Source organism: Pseudomonas sp. MWU15-20650 (assembly GCF_023242475.1).
Lineage (GTDB): Bacteria > Pseudomonadota > Gammaproteobacteria > Pseudomonadales > Pseudomonadaceae > Aquipseudomonas.
Map to the genome: position 1 here is coordinate 36631 of NZ_JALJFG010000011.1, position 26631 is coordinate 63261.

The 26631-nt window shown below is 61.1% G+C and carries 27 protein-coding genes; 11 read left to right on the plus strand and 16 right to left on the minus strand.

Translation table 11 applies throughout. The annotated features are described in order from the left end of the window. The first annotated feature begins 272 nt into the window (after positions 1-272). Positions 273-2546 (plus strand): FdhF/YdeP family oxidoreductase, encoded by a 2274-nt coding sequence (locus tag M5B43_RS11660; protein WP_248750246.1) that lies wholly within the window; start codon positions 273-275, stop codon positions 2544-2546. A 1-nt stretch (position 2547) separates the two neighbouring features. Here the strand turns inward: M5B43_RS11660 and fdhD are convergent, their stop codons facing one another. Further along, positions 2548-3375: a formate dehydrogenase accessory sulfurtransferase FdhD gene (fdhD, locus tag M5B43_RS11665; RefSeq protein ID WP_248750247.1), complete on the minus strand. Its 828-nt coding sequence runs from the start codon at positions 3373-3375 to the stop codon at positions 2548-2550. Positions 3376-3393: 18 nt separating this feature from the next. Then, entirely contained in the window at positions 3394-4290 is an 897-nt protein-coding gene (locus M5B43_RS11670) for a LysR family transcriptional regulator (protein ID WP_248750248.1), read from the minus strand. Positions 4291-4575: 285 nt separating this feature from the next. On the opposite strand from M5B43_RS11670, the gene moaB reads away from it, so the two are divergent. Further along, positions 4576-5115 (plus strand): molybdenum cofactor biosynthesis protein B, encoded by a 540-nt coding sequence (gene moaB / locus M5B43_RS11675; RefSeq protein WP_248750249.1) that lies wholly within the window; start codon positions 4576-4578, stop codon positions 5113-5115. Then, positions 5112-6317 (plus strand): gephyrin-like molybdotransferase Glp, encoded by a 1206-nt coding sequence (gene glp, locus M5B43_RS11680; protein WP_248750250.1) that lies wholly within the window; start codon positions 5112-5114, stop codon positions 6315-6317. Before moaB ends, glp begins: the two co-directional genes overlap by 4 nt. Positions 6318-6371: 54 nt before the next feature. Here glp and moaE read toward each other — a convergent pair whose 3' ends face one another. From moaE to moaA, 5 genes are read right to left on the minus strand one after another with little or no spacing between them, the layout of a single operon-like run. Next, positions 6372-6824, minus strand: a complete 453-nt coding sequence (gene moaE / locus M5B43_RS11685) for a molybdopterin synthase catalytic subunit MoaE (protein ID WP_248750251.1) — start codon at positions 6822-6824, stop codon at positions 6372-6374. 3 nt (positions 6825-6827) lie between these two features. Next, entirely contained in the window at positions 6828-7079 is a 252-nt protein-coding gene (gene moaD / locus M5B43_RS11690) for a molybdopterin converting factor subunit 1 (RefSeq protein WP_248750252.1), read from the minus strand. Next, the gene (gene moaC / locus M5B43_RS11695) at positions 7076-7570 is read right to left on the minus strand and encodes a cyclic pyranopterin monophosphate synthase MoaC (protein ID WP_248750253.1); all 495 of its coding nucleotides are present in this window, start codon (positions 7568-7570) and stop codon (positions 7076-7078) included. The genes moaD and moaC overlap by 4 nt, the downstream gene beginning before the upstream one ends. Positions 7571-7583: 13 nt before the next feature. Further along, a complete protein-coding gene (locus M5B43_RS11700; RefSeq protein WP_248750254.1) occupies positions 7584-8483 on the minus strand; it encodes a bestrophin family protein in 900 nt (299 codons plus the stop codon). A gap of 39 nt (positions 8484-8522) precedes the next feature. After that, positions 8523-9521, minus strand: a complete 999-nt coding sequence (moaA, locus tag M5B43_RS11705) for a GTP 3',8-cyclase MoaA (protein ID WP_248750255.1) — start codon at positions 9519-9521, stop codon at positions 8523-8525. A 444-nt stretch (positions 9522-9965) separates the two neighbouring features. Here moaA and M5B43_RS11710 point away from each other — a divergent pair, with 444 nt between their 5' ends. From M5B43_RS11710 to M5B43_RS11740, 7 genes are all read left to right on the plus strand, one after another. Further along, on the plus strand, positions 9966-12290 hold the full coding sequence (locus M5B43_RS11710; protein WP_248750256.1) for an FdhF/YdeP family oxidoreductase: 2325 nt from the start codon (positions 9966-9968) through the stop codon (positions 12288-12290). 113 nt (positions 12291-12403) lie between these two features. After that, on the plus strand, positions 12404-13825 hold the full coding sequence (locus tag M5B43_RS11715; protein WP_248750257.1) for a cytochrome ubiquinol oxidase subunit I: 1422 nt from the start codon (positions 12404-12406) through the stop codon (positions 13823-13825). 15 nt (positions 13826-13840) lie between these two features. Then, on the plus strand, positions 13841-14857 hold the full coding sequence (cydB, locus tag M5B43_RS11720) for a cytochrome d ubiquinol oxidase subunit II (RefSeq protein WP_248750258.1): 1017 nt from the start codon (positions 13841-13843) through the stop codon (positions 14855-14857). After that, positions 14844-14981 (plus strand): hypothetical protein, encoded by a 138-nt coding sequence (locus M5B43_RS11725; protein ID WP_248750259.1) that lies wholly within the window; start codon positions 14844-14846, stop codon positions 14979-14981. The genes cydB and M5B43_RS11725 overlap by 14 nt, the downstream gene beginning before the upstream one ends. After that, positions 14968-15129: a DUF2474 domain-containing protein gene (locus M5B43_RS11730; RefSeq protein ID WP_248750260.1), complete on the plus strand. Its 162-nt coding sequence runs from the start codon at positions 14968-14970 to the stop codon at positions 15127-15129. Before M5B43_RS11725 ends, M5B43_RS11730 begins: the two co-directional genes overlap by 14 nt. A gap of 61 nt (positions 15130-15190) precedes the next feature. Continuing rightward, positions 15191-15430: a hypothetical protein gene (locus M5B43_RS11735; protein ID WP_248750261.1), complete on the plus strand. Its 240-nt coding sequence runs from the start codon at positions 15191-15193 to the stop codon at positions 15428-15430. 234 nt (positions 15431-15664) lie between these two features. Further along, positions 15665-16522, plus strand: a complete 858-nt coding sequence (locus M5B43_RS11740) for a DNA/RNA non-specific endonuclease (protein WP_248750262.1) — start codon at positions 15665-15667, stop codon at positions 16520-16522. A gap of 34 nt (positions 16523-16556) precedes the next feature. Here the strand turns inward: M5B43_RS11740 and M5B43_RS11745 are convergent, their stop codons facing one another. The 9 genes from M5B43_RS11745 to M5B43_RS11785 form a co-directional block, all read right to left on the minus strand. Further along, the gene (locus tag M5B43_RS11745; protein ID WP_248750263.1) at positions 16557-17909 is read right to left on the minus strand and encodes an ATP-binding protein; all 1353 of its coding nucleotides are present in this window, start codon (positions 17907-17909) and stop codon (positions 16557-16559) included. Then, a complete protein-coding gene (locus tag M5B43_RS11750) occupies positions 17885-18550 on the minus strand; it encodes a response regulator transcription factor (RefSeq protein ID WP_248750264.1) in 666 nt (221 codons plus the stop codon). The genes M5B43_RS11745 and M5B43_RS11750 overlap by 25 nt, the downstream gene beginning before the upstream one ends. Before the next feature lie 97 nt (positions 18551-18647). Beyond that, positions 18648-19076 (minus strand): hypothetical protein, encoded by a 429-nt coding sequence (locus M5B43_RS11755; RefSeq protein WP_248750265.1) that lies wholly within the window; start codon positions 19074-19076, stop codon positions 18648-18650. 23 nt (positions 19077-19099) lie between these two features. Beyond that, the gene (locus M5B43_RS11760) at positions 19100-19864 is read right to left on the minus strand and encodes a hypothetical protein (protein WP_248750266.1); all 765 of its coding nucleotides are present in this window, start codon (positions 19862-19864) and stop codon (positions 19100-19102) included. A 61-nt stretch (positions 19865-19925) separates the two neighbouring features. Further along, positions 19926-20993: an ABC transporter ATP-binding protein gene (locus tag M5B43_RS11765; protein WP_248750267.1), complete on the minus strand. Its 1068-nt coding sequence runs from the start codon at positions 20991-20993 to the stop codon at positions 19926-19928. Then, positions 20990-22546 carry an iron ABC transporter permease gene (locus M5B43_RS11770; protein WP_248750268.1) on the minus strand — a complete coding sequence of 519 codons (1557 nt, stop codon included), beginning with the start codon at positions 22544-22546 and terminating at the stop codon, positions 20990-20992. Before M5B43_RS11770 ends, M5B43_RS11765 begins: the two co-directional genes overlap by 4 nt. 45 nt (positions 22547-22591) lie before the next feature. Continuing rightward, positions 22592-23605, minus strand: a complete 1014-nt coding sequence (locus M5B43_RS11775) for an iron ABC transporter substrate-binding protein (protein WP_248750269.1) — start codon at positions 23603-23605, stop codon at positions 22592-22594. 189 nt (positions 23606-23794) lie between these two features. Beyond that, positions 23795-25153, minus strand: coding sequence for an ATP-binding protein (locus M5B43_RS11780; protein ID WP_248750270.1), 1359 nt, complete (start codon positions 25151-25153; stop codon positions 23795-23797). Then, a complete protein-coding gene (locus M5B43_RS11785; protein WP_248750271.1) occupies positions 25131-25823 on the minus strand; it encodes a response regulator transcription factor in 693 nt (230 codons plus the stop codon). The genes M5B43_RS11780 and M5B43_RS11785 overlap by 23 nt, the downstream gene beginning before the upstream one ends. 117 nt (positions 25824-25940) lie before the next feature. Between M5B43_RS11785 and M5B43_RS11790 the strand changes: the two genes are divergently transcribed. Further along, positions 25941-26618 carry a response regulator transcription factor gene (locus M5B43_RS11790; protein ID WP_248750272.1) on the plus strand — a complete coding sequence of 226 codons (678 nt, stop codon included), beginning with the start codon at positions 25941-25943 and terminating at the stop codon, positions 26616-26618. Positions 26619-26631: the final 13 nt, after the last annotated feature.

The following is a 26631-nucleotide window of genomic DNA, read 5'->3' on the forward strand; positions in this document are numbered from 1 at the left end:
CGAGAGTGTATACCCGTTCAGTGCAGATAAACGGCTTGGGTGAGCAGCACTTGTTTATCTTGACACGGTGTTGCATGCCGCCTAGGTTTCAGGTCACGCCTCAGGAGGCGTGACTCCTATTTTTTACGTTATTGATAACAATTCGCGCAGTTGAAGGGTTGTTTTACCTGATCTCGCTGAGTGTGTAGAAGAAACGTGATGCTGCTTTTATTGTGGCAGCAACTGTGCATCTGGCTCCCGCCCTTCGGTGATGAGTCGTTTTTGGAGTGATCATGGCTATTAAGCGCAAGGTACCTGGTGTCCGTAATTACGATGGTCCAGCGGGCGGTTGGGGTGCCCTCAAGGCGACCGCGACGGCGGTACGCGAGCAGATGGATACACTCAAAGCCCCCATTACGTTAATGCGAACCAACCAACCGGATGGGTTCGACTGCCCAGGGTGTGCGTGGCCCGACAAAGAACACAAATCCACCTTCCAATTCTGTGAAAACGGCGCCAAGGCCGTGACGTGGGAAGCCACCAGCAAACGTGTCACCCCGGAGTTTTTTGCCAACCACCCCGTCTCGGCGTTGTTGCACCGCAGTGACTATGAGCTCGAGGATTTGGGGCGCCTGACCCACCCGCTTGTTTATGATCGGGCCAGCGATACGTACCGGCCTGTCGAATGGGAAACGGCTTTTGCCCGCATTGGCGAGATACTTCGCGGGCTGGAGCCTGATCAGGTCGAGTTCTATACCTCGGGAAGAGCCTCCAACGAGGCCGCGTACCTGTATCAGCTGTTCGTGCGTGAATATGGCACCAATAATTTTCCTGACTGTTCGAACATGTGCCACGAACCCACCAGCGTCGGTTTGCCACGTTCTATCGGGATGGGTAAAGGCTCCGTCTCGCTGGAAGACTTTGATCTGTGTGAGTTGGTGCTGTCCATCGGGCACAACCCCGGAACCAACCACCCACGCATGATGGGTACGCTGCACGAAATCTCCCGGCGAAAAGTCCCCATCATGGTCTTCAACCCCCTTCGCGAACGTGCCCTGGAGCGCTTTTGTGATCCGCAAGACATGATCGAAATGGCCACCTATGGCTCTACACGCATCGCCTCGACGTATCTGCAGGTCAAGGCGGGCGGGGATGCCGCAGCGATCAAAGGCGTGATGAAAGCGTTGCTGGAGTTGGAAGAGTCAGTCGGCAAAGTCCTCGATTACGAATTTATCAAGCAACATACCAACGGCTTTGAGGCGCTCAAGGCGGACTTGCTGGCAACGGCATGGCCCGCCATCGAGACGGCCAGCGGATTGCTCAAAGTCGACATGGAAAAAGTCGCTGCCGCCTATGCGAAATCCAATGCCACCATCGTCACCTATGGCATGGGCGTCACTCAGCATAACGAAGGCACTGCCAACGTCCGGCTGATTTGCGACCTATTGATGTTGCGCGGCAACATCGGCAAACCCGGCGCTGGTATTTGCCCGTTGCGTGGCCACTCCAACGTTCAAGGCAATAGAACCGTAGGCATCACGGAGAAGCCCTCCAGTGATTTTCTTGGCAAGATTGAAGAGGTGCTGGGCTTCAAGCCTCCGACCGCCCATGGTCACGATGCGGTGCAAGCCATGCAGGCGATGATTGCCGGTGAGTCCAAGGCGCTGTTTTGCCTGGGCGGCAACTTCGCGGTCGCACTGCCTGACCCAGCCCAGTGTTTCCCAGCCATGGGCAAACTGGACCTGAGTGTGCATATCGGCACCAAGCTCAATCGTACCCATTTGCTGGTGGCTAAGGAGACCTACTTGTTTCCTTGCCTGGGCCGCACCGAGCTGGATATGCAGAACGGCGCACGGCAATCGATCACCGTCGAAGACTCGATGTCGATGGTTCACGCCTCGGCAGGCAAGTTGATGCCCGCTTCTGAATTCCTGCGCTCGGAACCGGCCATCGTCGCTGGCATCGCCACCGCCGTATTGCCTGACAGCAAAGTGCCGTGGATGGAACTGGCGGCTGACTATGACAAGATTCGCGACCTCATTGAAAAGACCATTCCGGGCTTTGACGACTACAACGAGCGCATCCGCGTACCCGGTGGCTTCCGCATGCCGCTGCCGGCGTGCGAGCGTATCTGGATGACGCCCTCGGGCAAGGCCGAGTTCTTTGTGTTCCCGGGCCTGAATGAGGATAAAGAAGTTGATGGTGATGATGTCTTGCGCCTTATCACCCTGCGCAGCCATGACCAGTACAACACGACGATCTACGCGCTCGACGATCGCTACCGCGGTGTGTTCGGGCGAAGAGACGTGTTGTTCATGAGCCCGGCGGATTTGGCCTCGCGGGGGTTGGCGCACGGCGACCTGGTGGATATCGAGACGGTCACTCAAGGGCGCAAATTGCGCTACGAGAAGATCACCGCCATCGAGTACAAGATATCCAACGGTTCGGTGGGCGCCTATTACCCGGAGGCCAACCAATTGGTGCCGCTGGACTACATCGACGTGGACAGTGGCACGCCGTCCTACAAGTCGGTGCCGGTGAGGGTCGTGCGCTCGCAGGTCAATTGAGTCAGACCGGGCTGTAGATCCGCGGCGCGTTTCGGTGAGGCACGTGAATCAGGTTGAGGTGATGCTTGCGCGCCCACTGCACCGTTAACACGGTGGGCGCCGACAAACTGACCAGCGTGCCAAACCGGGCCCTGACCGCTTTGTGAATCAGCTCCAGGCTGCAACGGCTGGTGACCACCGTGAAGCCGCTGCGGGCATCGATCCCGGCGTGCTGCATGGCCCCGATCAATTTATCCAGCGCATTGTGGCGACCGATATCCTCACGGCACAGCAGGGCTGTGCCGTCAGCACCGAAGTGCAAGGCCGCATGCAGGGCGCCGGTGCTTTTTCCCATTATCTGGGCTTCCTCGATACGCTCCCGCAGGCCCTTGAGGTGTTGCGCAGGCGGCAGGGGCGCCGGCTGCAGACTCTCCAGTTGCGGCAGGGCCTGCTCCAGCGCCTCCACCCCACACAAACCGCAACCGCTGGTGCCCGCCATTTGCCGCCGGTGATCTTTCAACGCCCAGAACGCACGGCTCGAAATCTCTACGTCGGCCTGGCAAGCCTGGTCAAAATGCGTGAGTTGAATGTCGTAGATTTCATCCAGGCTATCGACGATTGCGTTGCTCACGCTGAAACCCCGGATGAAGTCTTCGATATTGCCGGGTGAAACCATCATCACCGCCTGGCTCAAGCCGTTGTAGGTAATGGCCAGGGCGATTTCCGCCGCCAGCGCCGCCTGGGCAACCTGGGCGCCTTCGTCATATTCTCGATAGGACACATTGAGCGGTTGCGGGGCCGGTGCATTGGCATCGCCGATGGCAACGGATGGTTCTACTCGGCAAATCATAAACAAACCTCCGATACGCTAGTTTGAGCCCTGGGTGGCAAACAGCTGTTTAGCTTCTGCAAAACACTTTTCGGCGATGGCCGAGCGCGGTTCGGTTTTACGCATCACCATGCCCAGTGGTGCAAGCACACTCGCATCCGGCAGGTTGATAAACGCCAGATTCTCGATGGGGTTTTTCAGGCCGCTGCCCAACGGCATGATCGCGCAGCAAAAACCTTCGTGGATCGCCTGGAACAGTTGGTACGTCGAATCGCTTTCGAGTATGGGCTGGGGGTCGAGGCCGCGGCTGCGAAAGCTCAGGTCAATGGATTTTCGATAGTGCATGCCGTTGCTGATCATCCCCAGGGGCAATTCGGCGGCGTCTTCCCAGCTCATTTCCGTGCCTTCGAAATGGAAGTGGCGGGTGTCGTACAGCAGGCCGACGCGAGTCTCGCCCAGTTCGAAAAAGTCCAGGTAATTGGGGTTGACGTGGTCCAGGTAACACACGCCCAAGTCCAGCTGGTTGGTGCCCAAGGCTTCGATGATCTTGTCCGAGCTCATGGACGACAGGCTGAACTTGAGTTCCGGGAAGGTGTGGGACAGCCCCTGGATGTAGCTGATCGGGTTGAAGCCGCTGAGCGGCACCAGGCCCAGGCGCAGGTTACCCACCAGTTGGCCGCGACACGCAGCGGCTTCGGCGAACAACCCATCATGGGCGGCGAGCAGGGTGCGGGCCCAGGCCAGCACGCGTTCACCGGCTTGGGTGAAACCTTCGAAGCGTTGGCCGCGGGTGACCAACTCCAGGCCCAATTCATCCTCCAGGTTACGCAAGCGCATCGACAGGGTCGGCTGGGTGATGTGACAACGCGCGGCCGCCTGGCCGAAGTGGCGGGTCTGTTCCAGCGCGATCAGGAATTTGAGTTGCTTTATGTCCATTTAAGGCACCTGCCTGGGAAAAAGTAAGAGGTCATCATGAGTGCCAGTGCCGATATTCGCGGACCACAGCGAGTGAGATGCGCAGACGATCTCATTGTAGGGCTTGCGCGTCCAATCACCCATATCGAAGGCATGATCGATTCACTCGATAACCCACCCAAGGCACGCAGGAAAACCAGTGATAGAGAGGCTCGATAACCCGGTCAGCCGTAACGATTAGACAGTCATCGTTTGAGCGCTTTAGCCTCAGGCAATTGTTTTGATAATGGCCTGCCGGAGAATGAGATGAGCGTAACGTCGGATGCATTGTTTGTACCGTTGAATATTGCAGTGTTGACCGTCAGTGATACCCGGGAATATGCCAATGATACCTCCGGGCAACTGCTGGTCAGCCGGCTGCTGGAAGCCGGGCACAGCCTCAGTGAACGCAACCTGCTCAAGGATGACCTGTACAAGATCCGCGCGCAGGTCGCGACCTGGATCGCCAGCGAACAGATTCAAGTGGTGCTGATTACCGGCGGTACCGGCTTCACCGGCCGTGACAGCACGCCCGAGGCGGTCAGCTGTTTGCTGGATAAGCAGATTGAAGGTTTTGGTGAGTTGTTCCGCGCGATCTCCATCCTCGACATCGGCACTTCCACGGTCCAGAGCCGCGCCTTGGCCGGGCTGGCCAACGGTACGCTGGTGTGCTGCCTGCCAGGCTCGACGGGCGCCTGTCGGACGGCGTGGGAAGGCATCCTCGCCGAGCAACTCGATGCGCGCCACCGGCCGTGCAATTTCGTGCCGCACCTCAAGTCGGTGGCGTTGTGCGGGACACGGGGATGAGCCGTTCGCTGCTGATGTCAGTGGAGGAGGCCATTGCCGCCCTGCTGGCCATGGCGCAGGTGCAACGCCTGCAAGACAGCGAACCGGTCGTATTGGGCGAAGCGCGGCAACGCGTGTTGGCCAATGACCTGATTGCCACCCTGGATCTGCCGCCATGGCCGAACAGCGCCATGGACGGTTATGCCCTGAACGTCGGCGATTGGACGGGCGAGCCGCTGGCGGTGTCGCAACAGATTTTCGCCGGCGTTGCGCCTGAGGCGCTGTTGCCTGGCACCTGCGCTCGCATCTTCACTGGCGCACCGGTACCCGCCGGGGCCAATTGCGTCGAGATGCAGGAAAACGTCCAAGTGCTGGAAGACGGCCGCGTGCGCTTCACGCAGCCGCTGAGCGTGAGCCAGAACATCCGCCCGCAAGGTCAGGAGAACCAGGCAGGCCAGGTGTTGCTTGCGGCCGGCAAGCGGCTCGGGCCGTTCGAGTTGGCCATCGCGGCGGCGCAGGGCTGTACCCATGTGCCGGTGGTACGGCGGCCACGGGTGGCGTTGCTGTCCACGGGCGATGAACTGGCCGAGCCGGGTACGCCCCTCAAGCCCGGCTGCATCTACAACAGCAATCGCACCTTGCTCAGCCATTGGCTGAGTGCGTTGGGGTGCGAGGTCATCGATGGCGGCATTCTTCCCGACCAGCCGCAACGCACCCGGCTCAAGCTGGAACAACTGCAACATGCCGCCGATTTGATCCTCACCACCGGTGGCGTCTCGGCCGGCGATGCCGATTGCCTCGGCCAGGTGCTGCGCGAATGCGGCAAGCCATTATTCTGGAAACTCGCGATCAAGCCGGGCAAACCCTTGACCGTGGGCTACTTTGGCAACGTGCCGATGATCGGCCTGCCCGGTAACCCAACCTCGGCGTTGGTGACATTCGGGCTACTGGCGCGGGCCTACCTGTTGCGCATCCAGGGGGTCGAGGACGTCACGCCACTGAGCTTCATGGTTAACATCAGTTTTGACTGGCCCAAAGCTGGCAATCGCCGGGAATACCTGCGAGCCAGGCTGGAGGAGGGCAAGGCCGTGTTGTATCCCAACCAGAGCTCAGGCGTGTTGCTGGGCGCTTCGTGGGCGGATGGGCTGGTTGAAATTCCCGAAGGCCACACGCTGCAAGCGGGTGACACGGCACGCTTCATTCCGTTCTGCGACTTGTTCTAAGGCGAGTCAGGTGCGCCTGGTGTGGCGAGCACGCTCGCTCGCCACACCAAGGTTCTAGACTGCCCAGCGCTGCTGCGCCAAGCGATCACTTTCCCTTTCCTCGACCCAGCGCTCACCCGTCGGCGTCCGTTCACGCTTCCAGAACGGTGCGCGAGTCTTCAGGTAGTCCATCAGGAACGCACAGGCGTCAAAGGCGGCCTGCCGATGCTCACTCGCCACGCCGACAAAGACGATGGGCTCACCGACCTTCAGCGCGCCCACCCGGTGCACGATGCTCACCCGTTGCAACGGCCAGCGTTCATGGGCTTGATCGACGATCAGTTGCAAGGAGCGCTCGGTCATGCCCGGGTAATGTTCAAGGAATAACTCGCTGACCGGGTCCCCTTGGTTGATATCGCGCACATAACCCACGAACGTGGCCACGGCGCCCACGCCTGGGTCTTCGGCGTGGACGCTGCGGGTCAGTTCACCCAGATCGAACAGCGCTGTCTGAACCTGCACAGGCATGGGTCAACCTCCGGTCACGGGTGGGAAGAACGCAATTTCGTCGAAGTCCTCTATCACGGCATCCGGGGTGCACAGTTCGTGATTCAGCGCGCACATCAGGCTGGACTCACCCAGCACTTGCTGCCAGATCTCACCTCGGGCACACAGTCGTTGCCTGACGTCCTCAAGGGTGCGCAAAGATTCATCCAGCGCGATTTTCTCGCCGCCGCTGCCCAGTTGATCGCGATAACGCGCAAAGTAGTTGATCAGGATCATTGGGCGTCACCGGCGATAAACGTCCCCGACTTGCCGCCCGCTTTCTTCAGCAACTGGATACGGTCAATGATCATCCCCCGGTCTACCGCCTTGCACATGTCATAGATCGTCAAGGCCGCCACGCTGGCTGCGGTCAGGGCTTCGAGTTCGACGCCGGTCTGGCCGGTGAGCCGGCAGGTGCTGACGATCCTCACACTGTCGGGCTCCACGGCCTGCAGTTCGAGGTGAATCGAACTGAGCATCAACGGGTGGCAGAGCGGGATCAGTTCGTGGGTTCTCTTTGCCGCCATGATCCCGGCGATACGCGCGACCGCAAAAACGTCGCCCTTGGGGTGTCCATTGTGTTGGATCAACTCCAGGGTCGACGGCTGCATGCGCACCCAAGCCTGGGCCTGGGCTTCGCGGGTGGTGGCCGCTTTGTCTGTGACGTCGACCATGCTGGCCCGGCCGGCAGCGTCCAGATGTGTCAGTGAGTGGGGGTGTTCGTGCATGGGGGACCTCGGATCAGTTCAGAATGAAATCGATGGGTTGCAGCACGGGAGGCAGTGCTGTCGCGCCATTGGCGTGGAGGACTTCGCGTTCAATAGTGCGCACGATGGCATTGGTCGGCAGGTCGTTTTCGTCGTAGCCAAAGGGGTCTTCCAGCTCATCGCCAATCGCATCCAGGCCAAAAAACGTGTAGCTCACGATCGCGGTGAACAGCGGCGTCAGCCAACCCAATGGCTCGGCCATGGCGAAGGGCAGCAAGATGCAGAACATGTAGCTGGTGCGGTGCAACAACAGCGTGTAGGGGAAGGGCAGCGGGGTGCTTTTGATGCGCTCGCAAACCGTTTGTGTGCGGGTCAGCTCGCTCAAGTGCCCGGCCATCACCTGGTAGCGCCATTCGCTGATGTTCCCCGACTCGGCCAGCGTCGAGCATTGCTGGGTGACACGGCCAATGATGCTTTCCGGGATATTGGGGGTGTTGGCCGATGGCAACCGGTCCAGCCAAGGCTCCGCCACGCTCAACTCGTCTTCACGGCGCAGCCTGGCGTTCAGCGCGTGGGCGAACCCGCACAGGTTGCGCAGGATGTCACGGCGCTGGCGGGCATCCTTGATGACTTGGGTTTCGCGAATCATTGCGCGCACCTGCGTCACCATCAGGCCGAGCGCTTTACGCCCTTCGTACCAGCGGTCATAGCAGGCGTTGTTGCGAAAACTCATGAAGATCGAGAGTGACAAGCCCAGCAGCGTGAAGGGCGTGGCGTTGACCCTGGAGAAGTACGCCGGGTGCAGGGTCTCGACCAGCACGATTGCCGAGGCCAGCAGGGTCACCAGCAGGCTGCGCAGCGCGATGCGCCTGGCGACGGAGCCCTTGAGCGAAATCAAGACACCGATCAGGTTGGGTTTGGCTCGGACGATCATGCGCTACAGCCTTCTGCAAAAAGAGGGAAAACCGGGCGGTCAGCCGCCCGTCATGTTCATGAAGCGGACAACCTGCACGTCATCGTTGAGCTCGAAGTTATGCCGGTACGGCTTGAGTTTCATCGACTCGAGAATGGCGCTCTGCAGTCGTTGCGGCTCACCCGGATAACGGCGCAGGACTTCCTTGAGATCGACCGAATGTTCATTGCCCAGGCACAGCAGCAGCCGGCCCTCGACGGTCAGCCGCACGCGGTTGCACGTGCCGCAGAAGTTATGGCTGTGCGGGGAAATGAAGCCCAGGCGAATATGCGGCGCCTCGGCCAGGCGCCAGTAACGTGAAGGGCCTTGGGTCGATTCCGCAGAGTCGATCAGGGTGTAGCGCTCGGCGATACGCTCGCGCACTTGCGCGCTGGAGTAGAACGCCTCGGCACGGCTGTGTTCGCTGATGACGCCCAAGGGCATTTCTTCGATAAACGAAATATCCAGGCCTCGGTCGATGGCGAACGCCACGAGGTCGTTGATTTCGTGATCGTTGCGCCCCTTCATCACCACGCAATTGAGCTTGGTGCGTTGGAAACCCGCCGCATTCGCCGCGTCGATACCGGCGATCACCTTGGCCAAGTCGCCGGTGCGCGTCAGTTCGCGAAAGCGCGCCGGGTCCAGGCTGTCGAGGCTGATGTTCAGGCGTTTGAGCCCGGCATCGAACAGCGGTGCGGCCAGCTTGCCCAATTGCGAGCCGTTAGTGGTCATGCACAACTCGCGCAGGCCGGGCAGCGCCGCGATGCGCCGGCACAGCTCAACCACGCCCGGGCGGATCAAGGGTTCGCCGCCGGTCAGGCGGATTTTTCGCGTGCCCAGCGTCACAAAACTTTCGGCCAATTGATAAAGCTCTTCCAGTGTGAGGATGCGCTGGCGCGGCAGGAATTCCATGTCTTCAGCCATGCAATACACACAACGGAAATCGCAGCGGTCGGTCACCGACATCCTGAGGTAGTCGACCCGGCGAGAAAAACTATCCATCAAGATTTGGTCGGTCATTAAAACCTCCGGCAGCGACTCATTGACCGTAGTCAGGGCGCTGGTTTTTTGGGGGCTCAATAGGAATAAGAGCCTTGTTTGAGTCAAGGCTAGAGTTGTTTTTTAAGTTCGTCTAATCACTATTAGCAACCGGCTGATCGACGAAATCTATGAGGTTTTATTTGTTATTTTTATTGCGGTTTTATGGTTTTATCTTGTTGAAAATACAGGCTATTTTCCTTGATAGATGGTTTCGATGAGGTGGTCATTATTTGTGATTAGACAGGGTATTCAGGCGCGCATAGTCTGAACGCGTAACCCGATGTAGAGCCCGTGAAACGGGTCGGCGCAAATGACGTTTAGTTGTTGATAACGAGGTTTGCGTTTTGCGATGCCTGAAGAACAACCATTAATAAAGGCTTTAAGTTAGGCCGCCGCCTACGTGTGAAGTCTTGGAGAAATACCATGAGCGAAGTTGAGCGTTATAAACCGTACAAGGGGGCGGCCGCAGGTTGGGGCGCACTGATTGCGGTGACGAAAAACTGGCTGGGCAGTGAAAACGCATTCAAGAACATCCGCGCGATGCTCAAGACCAACCAGAATGGCGGCTTTGACTGCCCGGGTTGTGCATGGGGCGAGTCGCCGGAAAGCGGCATGGTCAAGTTCTGCGAGAACGGCGCCAAGGCGGTTAACTGGGAAGCCACCGGGCGCCTGGTCAACCCGGCATTCTTCAATAAATACACGGTGTCGCAGCTGGCGGCGCAAAGTGACTATTGGCTTGAGTATCAGGGGCGCCTGACGCACCCGATGCGTTATGACGCCTCGCTGGACCGTTATGTCGAAACCAGTTGGGACGACGCCTTTGCCTTGATCGCCAAGCACCTCAAGGAGCTGACGTCGCCGGATCAGGCAGAGTTCTATACCTCGGGCCGTGCCAGTAACGAAGCCGCTTACCTGTATCAGCTGTTCGTTCGCGCCTACGGTACCAACAACTTCCCCGATTGCTCGAACATGTGCCACGAGGCCAGCGGCCTGGGCATGGACGACAGCGTCGGCGTGGGCAAAGGCACGGTGACGTTTGATGACCTGGAGGAGGCCGATGCGATTTTCGTCATCGGGCAGAACCCGGGCACCAACCACCCACGCATGCTCGAGCCGCTGCGCGAGGCGGTGAAGCGCGGTGCTCAGGTGATTTGTTTCAACCCGCTCAAAGAGCGCGGCCTGGAACGTTTCCAGCACCCGCAGCATCCGCTGGAGATGCTCACCAACGGCTCCGAACCCACCTCGTCGGCGTACTTCCGTCCGGCCCTGGGGGGCGACATGGCGGCGTTTCGTGGCATCGCCAAGTTCCTGCTGGAATGGGAGCGTGATGCGCTGGAGAACAATGGCGAGGCTGTATTCGACCGTGCATTCATTGCCGAACACACCTCCGGCCTCGAGAGCTACCTGGCGGAAGTGGACGCCACTTCGTGGGAACACATTGTCGAGCAGTCCGGCCTGAGCCTCGCCGACATCGAGCTCGCTGCGCGCATGTACCGCCGCGCCAAACGCGTCATCATGTGCTGGGCGATGGGCGTGACCCAGCACACGCACTCGGTGGTGACCGTGCAGGAAATCATCAACGTGCAGCTGTTGCGCGGCAATATCGGCCGGCCGGGGGCAGGGCTGTCGCCAGTGCGTGGGCACAGTAATGTGCAGGGCGACCGCACCATGGGAATCAACGAGCTGGCGCCGCCGGAGTTGATCAATGCGCTGGAAGCACGTTTTGATTTCAAGGTGCCGCGCCGCCATGGTCACAACACGGTAATGGCGATTGCAGCCATGGAAGAGGGGCGCTCCAAAGTCTTCATTGGCCTGGGCGGCAACTTCGCGCAGGCGACGCCGGACACCCCACGCACCCACGCCGCGTTGCGCAAATGCGACCTGACCGTGCATATCGCCACCAAGCTCAACCGCAGCCATCTGGTGACCGGCCGCGAAGCCCTGATCCTGCCGTGCCTGGGCCGTACCGATATCGACATGCAGGAAGAAGGTCCGCAAGGCGTGACGGTGGAAGACACCTTCAGCATGGTGCACATTTCCCATGGCCAGCTGAAACCCAAGTCGTCATTGATGCGCTCGGAGCCGGCCATTATCGCCGGGATCGCCAATGCGACCCTGGGTAAACACCCGATCGACTGGCTGTGGGCGGTGGCTGACTACAGCCGTATCCGCGACTTGATCGCCGACACCATTCCCGGCTTCAAGGACTTCAACAAAAAACTGCTGCACCCTGGCGGCTTCCACCTGGGCAACAACGCGGCGCAACGCATCTGGAAAACCTCCAGCGGTAAAGCCCAGTTCACCTCTAGCGTGCTGCCTGCTCACTTGGTCAGCGAAGGCGTGCGCAACCTCGACGTCAAGCCGGACCTGATCCTGCAGACCATGCGTTCCCACGACCAGTACAACACCACGTTGTACGGGCTCGATGACCGCTATCGCGGGGTTTATGGCATGCGCGATGTGGTGTTCGTCAATGAGCAGGACATTCGCAAGCTGGGCTACGAGCCAGGGCAAAAGGTCGACATGGTGTCGCTGTGGGGCGATGGACGGGAGCGTCGGGTCAGCGGCTTCACGTTGATTGCCTACGATATTCCAGCCGGCCAGGCCGCTGCCTATTACCCGGAAACCAACCCGTTGGTGCCGTTGGAAAGCTACGGCGACCGTACCTATACCCCGACGTCGAAGTTCATCGCCATTCGGCTTGAACCGGCGCCGGCCAGCAACCTGATTCAGTCCCTCGGCGCTTGAGCCGGACCGGGGCGGCCTGAGCGTCGCCCCGGGTTTTGCTGATCACTGGACACCGTGCGTCATGGGCCGCGAGGCCCAAGGCAGCCGGGCTTGACCACTATGAGGGTATCGTCATGTTCAATCTTGAGGCGCTGGACCTGGCGCGAATTCAATTCGCGTTCACGGTCTCGTTTCACATTATCTTCCCCGCCATCACCATCGGCCTGGCCAGTTTCCTGGCCGTGCTTGAAGGGCTGTGGCTGAAAACCAACAACTCGGTCTACAAGGACCTGTATCACTTCTGGTCGAAAATCTTCGCCGTCAACTTCGGCATGGGCGTGGTATCGGGCCTGGTCATGGCTTACGAGTTCGGTACCAACTGGAGTCGGTTTTCTGACTTTGCCGGGAGCATCACCGGGCCGTTGCTCACCTATGAAGTGTTGACTGCATTCTTCCTGGAGGCAGGCTTCCTGGGCGTGATGCTGTTTGGCTGGAACCGGGTAGGGCGTGGGTTGCACTTCTTTTCCACGGTCATGGTTGCCATCGGTACGTTGATCTCCACGTTCTGGATTCTGGCCTCCAATAGCTGGATGCAGACACCGCAGGGGTTTTCCATCGTAGACGGCCGGGTCATGCCGCTGGACTGGTTCGCCATCGTCTTCAACCCGTCGTTCCCGTTCCGCCTGGCGCACATGGCCATTGCGGCGTTCGTCGCCACCGCGTTTTTTGTCGGTTCGTCGGCCGCCTGGCATCTGCTGCGCAAGAACGACACGCCACCGGTGCGCAAGATGCTTTCAATGGCGATGTGGATGGCGTTGATCGTGGCGCCGATCCAGGCGGTCGTCGGTGACGCCCATGGCCTGAACACCCTGGAGCACCAACCGGCGAAAATTGCCGCTATCGAAGGGCACTGGGAGAACGTCGGTAACGAGGCAACGCCGCTGGTGCTGTTCGGCATTCCCGACATGGACGCCGAAAAGACCCGTTATGCAATCGAAGTCCCTTACCTGGGCAGCCTCATCCTGACCCACAGCCTGGATAAACAGATCCCGGCGCTCAAGAGCTTCCCTAAAGAGGACCGGCCGAACTCCACGATCATTTTCTTTAGCTTCCGGATCATGGCCGGGCTCGGGATGTTGATGATCTTCACCGGGTTGCTGGGGCTTGCCTTGCGTCGAAATGGCGCGCTGTATCGCAACCGCCTGTTCTTGCGCCTGGTGTTGTTCATGGGGCCAACCGGTCTTATCGCGATGCTGGCCGGGTGGATCACCACCGAGGTCGGTCGCCAGCCGTGGGTGGTCTACGGGCTGCTGCGCACTGCCGATGCGGCGTCCAATCACACCGTCACGCAGTTGAGCATCTCCCTGGCGTTGTTTGTGGTGATCTACTTCTCGGTATTTGCCGTGGGCATCGGCTACATGATGAAGCTGGTACGCAAGGGCCCGCAGCCCCATCACGACCATCCGCCTCAGGGCGGCCCCGGCCAGGAACGCACGCCACGCCGTCCCCTGTCCGCTGTCACCGAGACGCTGGCGTCCGGCGACCACACCAACTGATCAAGGGGATTACACATGGGCATTCAAGGTATAGACCTGTCGTTGATCTGGGGCGTGATCATTGCCTTCGGGGTGATGATGTACGTGATCATGGATGGCTTCGACCTGGGGTTGGGCATCCTGTTTCCGTTGATCCCGGACGAGCAGGAGCGCGACGTGATGATGAACACCGTGGCGCCGGTGTGGGACGGCAACGAGACCTGGCTGATCCTCGGCGGGGCGGCGTTGTACGGTGCGTTTCCGCTGGCCTATTCGGTGATTCTGGAGGCGTTGTACCTGCCGCTGATCTTCATGCTGGCTGGGCTGATCTTTCGCGGTGTGGCGTTTGAATTCCGCTTCAAGGCCAGCCCGCAAAAGCGGCATATCTGGGACATGGCCTTTATCGGCGGTTCGTTCCTGGCGACCTTTTGCCAGGGCGTGGTGATTGGTACCTACATTGCCGGCATCCCCGTGGTGAATCGCCAGTTTGCCGGTGGCACCCTGGATTGGTTGTCGCCATTCCCGCTGTTCTGCGGCGTGGGGCTTGTGGTGGCCTACGCATTGCTGGGCAGCACCTGGTTGCTGGTCAAGACCGAAGGCATGCTTGAATCGCGGATGCGCCTGTTCAGTCACTACCTGGCGTTCGCGCTGATGGCGGTGGTGGCGGTGTTGTGTGTATGGACACCGTGGCTGCACCCGGAAATTGCCACGCGCTGGTTCGCCCATGCCCACATCGCGGTGTTCGGCGTACTGATGCTGCTGGGGGTACTGGCCCTGGTCGGGCTGTTGAAGACCTTGCGTCAACATCACTCCCACTGGCCGTTCGTGTTCACGCTGGTGCTGGTATTCCTGGGTTATATCGGCCTGGCCTTCAGCATCTGGCCGAATATCGTGCCGCCGTCCATCAGCCTGTGGGACGCCGCATCACCACCGTCCAGCCAGTTGTTCATCCTGATTGGCACCTTGTTCATCCTGCCGATCATCCTGATGTACACCTGCTGGAGCTACTACGTGTTCCGCGGCAAAGTGAGGATTGGCGATGGCTACCATTAAGGCTGAAAAACCGCTGCCTTTTTACAAGCAGGTGGCGCAGTTGAGCCTGCTGTTTTTAGGTGGGCTGATCATGTTGGCCGCCACTCCGGCCCTGACGATGGAGTTGACCCATGGAACGCTCTGAAGTGTCGCAAACCCAACATAAGCCGGGCCCCTGGTACCAGCGGGTGCTTTGGCTGATCGCTATTTGGTTCGCCAGTGTGGTCGCACTCGGCATCGTGGCCAGTGGTTTTCGCTGGATGATGCACATGGCCGGCATGACCAGCCATTAAGCGCGCATTTCACCCCATGAAAGGCCGGCGCTCAAGGTAGCGCCGGATCCAGGAGAGCACCATGTCGGAACGTATTGATAAAACGCATCCCGTTGAATACAAGACAAAAAAAGGAATTGTGGTACAGATTGGCTTCAGTTGGAGCCCGCCCCTCGATGTGCCGGTTGGGGCTACGCTGACCCTGGCAGGGTCAACGTCCCCCGAAGCCTTTGTCGAGGGTGCTCATTGGGACAGTTACGACCAAGCGTTTAAGGCAGCGCAAGACGCCGCCGAGCGCTGGGTTAATTTTCTGCCTCGATAAACACCACGGGCGCGCTCCGTTGCCTGCACTAAACACACGAAAAGCCATTCAAGCGAATGGCTTTTTTTTGCCTGCGCGTTGAGCAATCGCGGCTTCGGCGCTGTTTCATGGCAGCGTCAACGCAGGAAAAACCGATAGCCATCAACTTGAAATGTTTAAGTGGTTTAATGTGCCAGTCGGCCCGCGATGGAACCGCAAGCCGACGCTCATTGATTCACCCTAAGGAGCTACACCATGCAAGGACGTATGAAGTTCAAACACCTGGCGTTTCTGTTGATCCCGCTTGTCGCCGCCTGTACGACACCCGATAGATCCCGTGAATCCGCCGTCACGCCTCAGGCCCAGCCACAACAGGCATTGCCGTTCGACAACTGCTCGGTCGGCTGCCCGGCCGGCGGTAGCCCCCTGACGTTGAACCGCCAGGCGTACACACTGAACAACAACGGCTCGACCAAGTTTGCCAACTGGGTGTCGTACCGGATCACCAAGGACACCCCGGCCAGCGGTCGCTCGCGTGACTGGAGGACCGACCCGGACATCCCGGCCGGCGAGACGCTCGACCCGGTCGATTACAACGGCGCCAATGTCGCGCTCAAAGTCGACCGTGGCCATCAGGCCAACCTCGCGTCGATGGCTGGCGTGCCCGACTGGCAAACCCTCAATTACCTGTCCAACATCACGCCGCAGAAGGCCGACCTCAACCAGGGACCGTGGGCGCGCCTCGAAGATCAGGAGCGTAACCTCAGCAAAGACCCCGGCATTGACCAGGTGTATGTCGCCACCGGGCCGCTCTATGAGCATTTTGTCGGCACGTTGCCAGGGACGAACAAGGTGCACACCATTCCCAGTGGCTACTGGAAAATCATCTTCGTTGGCAGCTCACCTGAAAACGGGGTGTATGCCTCGTTCGTGATGAATCAGGAAACGCCCAAAGGCGCGAACTTCTGTGACTACCAGGTGACCGTCAGCCAAATCGAAGAGCGCTCGGGGCTGAGGTTCTGGAGCAACCTGCCACAAGCGCTGCAGGCCGCGCTGAAGGCCAAGCAGGGTCAATTGCCGAGCCGGATCGGCTGCAAGCAGGTAGGTGCCTGACTTAGCCGTTCAGCAACTCCAACGACGCGGGCTGTCACGGGGTGGTGTGAAGCCATACCGTGACACACAGCCCGCGCTGTTCCAGCGTATCGCTGAATGACAGCTGCACCCGTGCGCCCGTGCGTTCGGCGATCGCCTTGACGATCGATAAGCCCAGCCCGGAGCCGGCTTCGTCGGTGCCCAGGCTGCGGTAGAACGGGTCGAATACCCGTTCGCGCTCTTGGGCGGGAATGCCGGGGCCGGAGTCCTTGACCTGCAGTTGAACGGCGCCTGGCATCAGCGCCACCGACAGGTCGATACGCCCGCCCGGCGGGGTATAGCGGATGGCGTTGTCCACCAGGTTCTTCACCAGGGTGAACAGGTCCATTGCGTTGAAGACCACCCGCACATCCTCGGCGCCTTCCACGCCGATATCGATCTGCTTGAGGTCGGCCAGCGGCAGCAAATCTTCCAGCACTTGCCGATACACGTCATGCACCGACAACGGGGTGGTGGCCCGCTCCGCTGTCGATTGCGCGGCCGCCAGGCTCAGGAGTTGGTCGATGAGTTTTCGGCCGCGTTCGATCCCCCGGTACAACGGTTCAAAACGCTCACGGCTCAGCGCTGACAGGTCGGTGGCGGCCAGCCGGTCGGCTTGCAGGGACAAGGCGGTCATGGGCGAGCGCAGTTCATGGGCGGCATCGGCGACAAAGCGGCGTTGGCTGTCCATGGATTGCGCCACGCGGGCCAGCAAGCGATTGATGGCGACCACGAACGGGCGGACTTCGGTGGGCAGGTGCTGCTCATCGATGGGGTGCAGTGCCTGTTCGGCCCGCTGGTCGATTTCCGCCGCCAGTACCCCAATCGGGCGAAACAGCTTGCGCACCAGGTCACCCACCACCAGCAGCAGTACCGGAAACAACACCAGGAACGGCAACAAGCTACGCCAGGCGCTCTCGCGCGCGTCCTTGTCACGGGCATCTTGCTCCTGGGCCACGGCAATGCGCTCGCCCTGTGCCGTGGTGTGCACCAGGACACGGAAGGCTTCGCTCGCCACCTCCACAGTCGACAAGCCGTCGGCGAGGGTGGTGGGAAAGGGCAGGGGCAGCGCCTCATCGGTGGCGCCCGTGGCGTGCTGGCCGTCACCCAGGTACTGGACGATCACCCGGGACTCTTCATCATCCCCCACCAGCGCCGTGCCTTGCGGGTAGCGCAGGGTCATGTGCTGGCGATCGAACAACATCGCCACCTGGCGCAAGGTGGCGTCCTGTTGTTCGTGGGCTTCTTCAAAGGCCGAGACAAAGGCAAACACGCTGGCTACCAGCGCCACCAGCAGAATCGCCAGGGACAGGGTCACCGACAACCGCAGTTGGACCGACTCGCTCAAACGCTTTTTGAAACCATCCATCCCATGCCCCTGACGTTCTTGATCACATGACTTCCCAACTTGCGCCGCAGGGCGTGAATCAAGAACTCGATGGCATTGCTTTCGACCTCGTTGCCCCACCCATACAGGCGGTCTTCCAGGTCGCTGCGTGAGAGGATCGCTCCCGGACGAATCAGCAGGGCTTGCAGCAGTGCAAACTCGCGACTGGACAGCGCCACGTCAGGGTGCTCCTCGGTGCTGGCTTGCTTGGACAGCAGGTCCAGCGAGACCACCCCGTTGCCCAATAGCGGCAGCGCGCTGCCACCTTTACGGCGCAGTACCGCGCGCATGCGTGCGAGCAATTCCGGGATGTCGAAGGGTTTGAGCAAATAGTCATCCGCTCCGCCGTCGAGCCCGCGCAGGCGGTCGTCGAGGCTGTCACGGGCGGTGATGATGAGCAAGGGCACGGGGTTGTTGCGCGCTCGAATCGTGTCCAGCACATCGAGGCCGTCCTTGCCGGGCAGGCCGAGGTCCAGCAGCACCAGGTCGTAGGGCTGGGTGTCGAGTGCGGCCAGGGCCGTCAGGCCGTTCTTTACCCAGTCGGTGGCATAGCTCGCATCGCTGAGTGCGCGCTGGAGGGCGTCGCCAATCATCGGGTCGTCTTCGACCAGCAGTATCCGCATGTCGTTTTCTATCCCAAAGGGTAGGCGCAAAAAAACAAACGCGGCGAGGTGATCGCCGCGTTCGTATTGAAGCACTTGCGCCGGCGTTTGTCCGGTATCAGCCCTTCATCAGGTCGAAGGTCTTGAGCAGGTCATTCATCGAGGATTGGCAGTCGGCCTGGTTCGGGTTGCCGTCACGCAATGCCGAGAGCGCGCGGTCGATGGCTTTGTCCAGCACGTGCCAGTCGTTGGCAGCGCGTGGCTTGATACCGGCTTCGGCGGCGTCCCACTGGGTCTCCAGGTCTTTGATACGGGTTTTGGCGCCTGCCAGGTCGTTCTTGGCGACCAGCGCGGAGACGTCCACCGCAATGCTGCGGAACTCGGTCAAGTCACCCAGTTTCGACGCTTGGCGTTGGCTGCTGGTTGAGCCGGCATCGGCACTGGCGTTGGGCTTGTCAGCAGGTTTTGAGCAGCCGGTGGCGATACCCAGCATAAAGATCGCTGAAACAATGGCGGCGTGACGAATCATGTTTTGAACTTTGCTCATGACGGTTTCCTTGAGGTGAATATTCATTGAGTGATGGCTTTGCGGTTGCCGACGCTGATTTGCGCCACGGCCACCAGCAGGACAATGACGCAGAGGAACAACGCGCTGGTCCAGCTGGCGCCCATGCCCAGGCCGCCGTAGGTCTTGGCCTGGGTGAGCAGGTCGCCCAGGGACGCGCCGAACGGCCGGGTGAGGATGTAGGCGATCCAGAATGTCAGCACCGAGTTGACCCCCAGGCGCCAGGCCACCAGTGTGGCGGCGATCAAGCCGGCGAAGATCACCGCGCCCAGGGTAAAGCCCAGGCCCAGCGCTTCGGTGGCCAGGTCACCGGCGGCGGTGCCGAGGGCAAAGGTGCACAGCACGGTGGTCCAATAGAACCACTCGCGGCGCGGGGTGACGATGTCGCGAATCGACAGGCTGCGTTCGGTGCGATACCAGGCCATGAAGTTGAGTGCGAGCAGCACGGAGAAAATCGCCGTGCTGGCGTACAGGCTGACGTCGAGTTTATCGGTGAGGATGTCGGTAATCTGCGTGCCGACGATGCTTACCAGCACCACGGTCAGCCAGTAGATCCAAGGGGTGTAAGCCTTGGTGCGCATTTGCCAGAACAACGCGACCGCCAGCAGTGCGGCCATGCCGATGCTGGTCCAGCCGGCACCGAAACCGGCATCCACCGCGAGGTAGTCCGCGCCGGTTTCGCCCACGGTCGTGGACAAAATCTTGATCACCCAGAATGACAGCGTCACTTCGGGTACTTTGTTCAGCCAACGGGCTGCTGTGGCATTCATCGGGGTTACCTCTCCTTGCAGGTGCGCAGGTTGGCGCAGGAGAGAAGGTAAGCCCCGAAACTTAGCTGAGACTGAGGGCCGGCTCTTTTTTCAACACATGGGCCATGCCCACGGTCGTGAGGTGCACCACGCTCCCGGTGGGTGGCGCCTGCAGGCCGGAGCTGCGCACCAGAATGGCTTGGCCCGGCGCGTGCTCATCGGCCTCCAGCACCACGGTCAGCGTGCAGGTATTGCCGCCGAACTCGCGCTCGGTGACGACCCCACGGCAACCGGAAACGTCGGTGGTACTCAGCTGCAGTTGCTCCGGGCGCAGCATGATCCGTGTCGCCGCGAGGTCCGCGTGGTTGTCGACCTGCACGCGGCCCAGGCCGCAGTGGGCCCAGCCTGCTTCGATCCGGGCGGGCAGCACCACCGCTTCACCGAGGAATAACGCGGTCTGCTCATCGACGGGGTATTGGTACAGGTCCATCGGAGGGCCTGACTGCACCAGCCGCCCCTGGCGCATCACCGCCAATTGATCGGCGAACGACAGCGCCTCACTTTGATCATGAGTGACCAGGATCGTGGTAATGCCGGCGTCGCTCAGCAGCCGTGCGACCATCTTGCGCATGGCCGAGCGCAGCCCGGTGTCCAGGGCGGAAAAGGGTTCATCCAGCAGCATCAGGCGTGGCTGTTGCGCCAATGCCCGGGCCAGCGCCACACGTTGCTGCTGGCCGCCGGACAATTCATGGGGCCAGCGCCGGGCCATGTTGGCGTCCAGGGCGACGCTGTCCATCAGTTCGGCAATACGCTCATGCCGTGACGGGTGCCTGGCAGCCAGGCCGAAGCCGATATTGTCGGCCACGGTCATGTGCGGGAACAGCGCACCATCCTGCGGCACATAGCCGATCTGGCGCTGGTGGGCCGGCACCGCGTGGGTGGCATCCACCAGTGTCTGGCCGTTGAGGGTCAGGCTGCCGGTGTCGGGAAATTCAAAACCGGCGATCATCCGCAGCAAGGTGGTCTTGCCGGAGCCGGAGGGCCCGACGATCACGGTGCGGCTACCGGTGGGCACCGCCAGGGTGACGTCCGCCAAGGCCCGCTGGGTGCCAAAGGTTTTGCAGATGGCGTGGAGTTCGAGGGCGTTCATCGGCCTGCCGTGCGTTTGGATTGGTGATAGAGGAGGCCGGTCAACGGCAGTGACAGCAGGATCATGATCAACGCGTAAGGCGCCGCTGCGGCGTAGTCGATCTCGCTGGTCATTGCCCAGAAACCGGTGGCCAGGGTGCGCGTGCCGTTTGGTGCCAACAATAACGTGGCCGTCAGTTCATTGGTGATCGCCAGGAACACCAAGGCGGCACCGGCCGCTGCTGCCGGTGCGGCCAGGCGCAGGGTGATCAACCAGAGCGCGCGCCCGGGTGAGCGGCCGAGGCTGCGGGCCATGTTTTCCAGCTCCACCGGGGCCTGGGCGATACCGGCGCGCAAACTCACCAGTGCCCGTGGCAAGAACATCAGCAGGTAGGCGAGCAGCACCGTAATTGTGGTTTGGTAGATCGGCCGGGCGAAATGGATGGTCACCGTGACCAACGCCAGGGCCACGACGATGCCGGGCAACGAACTGGTGATGTAGTTGCAGCTTTCCAGGATGCGCTGCAAGCGCCCCGGCGCCCGAATCGACAGCCAGGCAATCGGCACCGCCGCGCAGGTGGTCAGCACGGCGCCGGCGACGCCGAGCAGCACGGTTTGCTCCAGCGCCGGCAGTAATTCGCTGAACTGCCAGACCTCGCGGCCACCGGCGATCAGCCATTTGCCCAACGTGATCAACGGCACGCCCAGGGCCAGCGCACAGGTCACGCCTTGCAGGCCCAGGGCAAGCAGGGTGGTGCGCGGGCCCAAGGTGATGATGCGCTGTTCCCGGGCACTGCCGGAGCCGACCCGCGCATACCGCGCATGGCCGCGAGCAGCGGACTCCGTCACCAGCATGGCCAGGCAGCACAGGGCCAGGATCGCCGCCAGCATATTGGCTGCAGGGCCATTAAAGGTCGATTTGAACTGATCGAAAATCGCGGTGGTGAAGGTGTCAAAACGGATCATTGCGTACAGGCCATATTCGGCCAGCAAATGCAGGCCCACCAGCAATGCTCCGCCGCAGATCGCCAGGCGCAGTTGCGGCAGCACCACGCGCCGGAACACCGCCCAAGGCTTGAGGCCCAGGGACTCGGCCACGTCTTCAATGGCCGGATCAAGCCGGCGCAGTGTCGCCGCCACCGGCAGGTACAGAAAGGGGAAATAGGCAATCACCGACACCAGCACGCCTGCCGGTAAACCATGGATCGACGGCACCAGGCTGACCCAGGCGTAACTGTGCACGAACGCCGGCACCGCCAGCGGCGCGACCGCCAACAGCGACCATGCGCGTCGCCCCGGCAGGTTGCTGCGCTCGGTCAACCACGCCAGCGCAGTGCCCAGCACCACGCACAAGGGCAGGGTGAACAGCACCAGCAGCACGGTGTTGACCAATAACTCGCCCACCCGTGGGCGCCACACCAACGCTTCGATCTGCGCCCAGCCGATTTGCCATGACACGCCGATCACAAAGGCAATCGGCAGGAGTGCCAACAGCGACACCAGCACCGACAAACTTGTGACCCACGTGCCCCCGCGGCGGCTGAACAGGCCGCGGGCGCGTCGTTGTGGTTGCATGGGTATCGCCTGGGCGATACCGGGCAGTGGGGGTTGCGGCAGCAATCAGAGCAGTCCGGCTTGGGTCATCAGCTCGACCGCTTTTTTGCTGTTGAGTTTGGACGCATCGACCTTCGGGGCGTCCAGTTGTGCCAGTGGCACCAGCTTGGGGTTCGATTGGGCATTCTGGCCGACGGCGTATTCGAACGAATTGCCGTCCTTGAGGATGGCCTGGCCTTCTTTGCCGGTGATCCATTTCAAGAATGCCTGGGCCTGCTCCTGATGTTTGCTGGAGGCCAGCACACCGCCGCCGGAGATGCTCACAAACGCGCCCGGGTCTTGGTGCTTGAAGTAGTGCAGACGGGTGTTCTTGCTGTTTTCGCCGGTCTTGGATTGATCGACCAGGCTGTAGTAGTGATAAATCACGCCGCTGTCGATTTGGCCGGCGTTCACGGCTTTGAGCACCGCGCTGTTGCCACGGTAAATGGACGCGTTGGCTTTCATCGCCTTGAGCCAATCGAGGGTGGCGGCTTCGCCTTTGAGTTCCAGTACGGCGGCGACGATAGCCTGGAAGTCGGCACCGGCCGGCGATGCAGCCCAACGGCCTTTCCAGCTTGGCGCGGCGAGGTCGAGCAGGGATTTGGGCAGGTCGGCTTCTTTGAGTTTGCTCGGGTTGTACACAAACACCGTGGAGCGCGCGGCAATGCCGAGCCATTTGCCGTGAGCCGGGCGATAGGCCGCGTCTACTTGGGTCAGGGTGGTCGGTGCCACGGGGGCGAACAGGCCGGCGTTGTCCACCAGCACCATGGCCGGGGAGTTTTCGGTGAGGAACACATCCGCCGGGGAAGCGGCGCCTTCCTGCACGATCTGGTTGCCCATTTCGGTGTCGTCGCCGTTGCGCAGGGTCACCGGGATCCCGGTTTCCTGGGTGAAACCTTCGACCCACGCCTTGGTGAGGCTTTCGTGCTGAGCGTTGTACACCACGATGCCAGCCGTATCACCGGCATACACATGGCCTGCACTGACCAGTGCGGCGGCGATCAGGGCTTTCTTGACGAACGAAGGAAATCGGGTGGTCATGTGGCGGGCGCTCCGGTGTTTTAGGGATGCAGGAGAAGTCCGTAAAGGTCGCTTGATAGTAGACCAATAGGAATCATTTGCATGTTTGGGCGCGGCGAATGTAGAGGCGCAGATGAGAAAAAAACGTCAAATAAATGTGATGAGGATGGTAAAACGATCGTTCCCGGGCGGGAACGATCAGGCACGGCGTTACGCCTTGTTCACTAGCTCTACCCGGCACCCAGGCGCCGCGTCACTGACGGTCAGTTGCAGATCATGCAACCGCGCTACCGCCGCGACCATGCTCAGCCCCAGGCCATTGCCCGGTGTATGCCGGCTGGCTTCGGCACGGTACAGCCGGCGCAGCACGGCCTGGCGTTCGGCTTCGGGGATACCGGGGCCGTTGTCGGTCACCTGCAGCCCAACACCGGATGCTGTCGCCATGATGTTCACCCGCACCTGGCTGTGTTCGGGGGAAAACTTGATCGCGTTGTCGAGCAGGTTGCACAGGGCATCGAACAATAACTGCGCATCCCCGGCGAGGGTTGCCGGGGTCGGGCTGGTCGCGACGCTGAGGTGTATGCCGCGCTCTTCGGCCAACGGTTCGTACAGTTCGGCGGCGTCGGCGGCGATCAGGTTGAGATCCACGGGAGCAAAGTGGCTACGGCGCGCGCTGTTTTCGATCTCGGAGATGCGCAGCAGTGCCTTGAAGGTCAGCAACAAGCCCTTGGCTTCGCTCAGGGCGGCCTCGACGCTGGCGGCGTAGTCCGCAGGGCCCATGTCGCGCCGTTGGGCGCGTTCCAGGCCGGCGATCAGGCGGGTCAGCGGGGTGCGCAGGTCATGGGCAATGTCATCGCACACGCCCTTGACCTCGCTCATCAGGCGCTCCAGTTCATCGAGCATGCCGTTGACCACGCGCGCCAGGCGGTCGATGTCGTCGTTATTGCCGCGCACCGGCAGGCGGCCGGTCAGGTCGCCTTCGACAATGCCCTTGATGGCGCGGCTGACCTTGTCCAGGCGCCGGTGTGCCGAATAACCCAGTACCACCGCGCCGACCAGGCCCACCAACAACAGCAGCAGGCCACCGGAGATCAGGGCGTTGATCAGCAGCTCGTCGAACTCGCGAATGTCATGCACATCCTGCGCGACCAGCAGCAGCTTGCCGTCATCCAGGCGATGCACGATAAACCGCACCGGGCGGTGGTGCCCGTTGGCCCGCAGCCAGCGAAACTCCTGGGGTTTGTCCAGGGCCGTATACGGCGGCAACTCACGGATCTCGCCGGCAATGTATTGCCCTTGAGCATCGAACAAGCTGTGCGGCAGGCGGGCTTCAGTGTCTTGGGCGGCGTGTTTGCGCAGTTCGTGCAAACGCAACTCGGGGTCCTGGGCGCTGCGGTTTTCCACCTGGCGATACAACGCGATATCCGCCTCGGTCTTGAGGTAGAACGCGGTTTGCCAATAGATGTAGCCGAACAGCGCCAGGAACGAGCAGCCGAACAGGCCCAGGAACAACAGGCCGGTGCGAAAACTGATGGTGCGTGGGATTTCACTCAGGCGAACGGAGGACATAGCCGGCTCCCCGTACGGTGTGGATCATCTGCCCTTCGCCTTCGCCGTCGATTTTGCGCCGCAGGCGGCCGATGTGCACTTCGATGACATTGGTGCGCTCGTCATAGCTGTAGTTCCACACGGCTTCAAACAGCATGGTGCGGGTAATGACTTGACCCGCGTTGCGCATCAGGTGTTCGAGCAGGGCGTATTCGCGAGGGACCAGTTCGATCACCCGCTCACCACGCCGGACGGTGCGGCGCAGCAAGTCGACTTCCAGGTTGGCCACCCGCAGGTGCGTTTCCTGCGCCGGGGCCGAAGGTTCGCCGCGACGGCGGTTCAGCGCATCCAGGCGCGCGGTCAGCTCGATGAACTCGAAGGGTTTGGTCAGGTAGTCGTCGCCACCGGCGCGTAACCCGCGCACGCGCTCATCCAGGGCGCTCAACGCGCTGAGGATCAGCACCGGCGTGGTGGTGCCCGCCGCGCGCAGGGCGGTGAGCACGCCCAGGCCATCGACGCCACCGGGCAGCATGCGGTCGAGCACGATCAGGTCGAAGGGCTCGCTCAAGGCTTTGAGCAGGCCGTCGCGGCCGTTCAGTACGGTGGTTACGCTGAAACCGTAGTCACTGAGGGCCAGTTCGATTTCGCGGGCGGTGGTTGCGTCGTCTTCAACGACCAGAACATGAGTCATGGCAAGAGAACCGGTCACGTCTTCAGGGCAGAGGTGGCATAGTGTGGCAAAGCCTGCGGTGACGCCACGTTCCCGCTGGATAAATTAAAGTTTAGATTCGAGCCGGGGGACGCAACCGTGCGCATTCTTGTGGTTGAAGACGACGAACCGACCGCCACCTACCTGCTGCGCGGGCTCACGGAAAGCGGGCATGTGGTCGATGTCGCCGCTGACGGCACCAGCGGCCTGGGCCTGGCCCTGGAAGGTATTCACGATGCCTTGATTGTGGACCGGCGTTTGCCCGGCCTGGACGGTATCGAGCTGGTCAAGGCGTTGCGGGCGCGCCAGTCGCGGGTACCGGTGCTGATGCTCAGCGCCCAGTCGTCGACCCAGGACAAGGTCGAGGGCCTGCAAGCCGGTTGCGACGATTACCTGGCCAAGCCTTATGCCTTTGCCGAAGTGCTGGCGCGGCTTGATGCGTTGCTGCGCGGCCGCGACCAGCCGGGCAGCCCGGCGCGCACCCTGCAAGTGGGTGAATTGCTGCTCGATTGCGCGACCCGCACCGCTGTGCGCCAGGGCCGCACCATTGCCTTGCAACACCGCGAAGCCCTGCTGTTGGAAAAGCTCATGCGCCACAGCGGCCAGGTGGTGACGCGCGACATGTTGCTCGACAGTGCCTGGGACTACGACTTCGACCCTAACGATAACGTGATCGACAAACACATCCATCGTCTGCGGCGCAAACTGGACGAGGGCTTCGACTACTCGCTGATTAAGACCATTGCCGGTGCCGGCTATAGTTTCCAGGCTTCTTAAATAAAAGTTTATC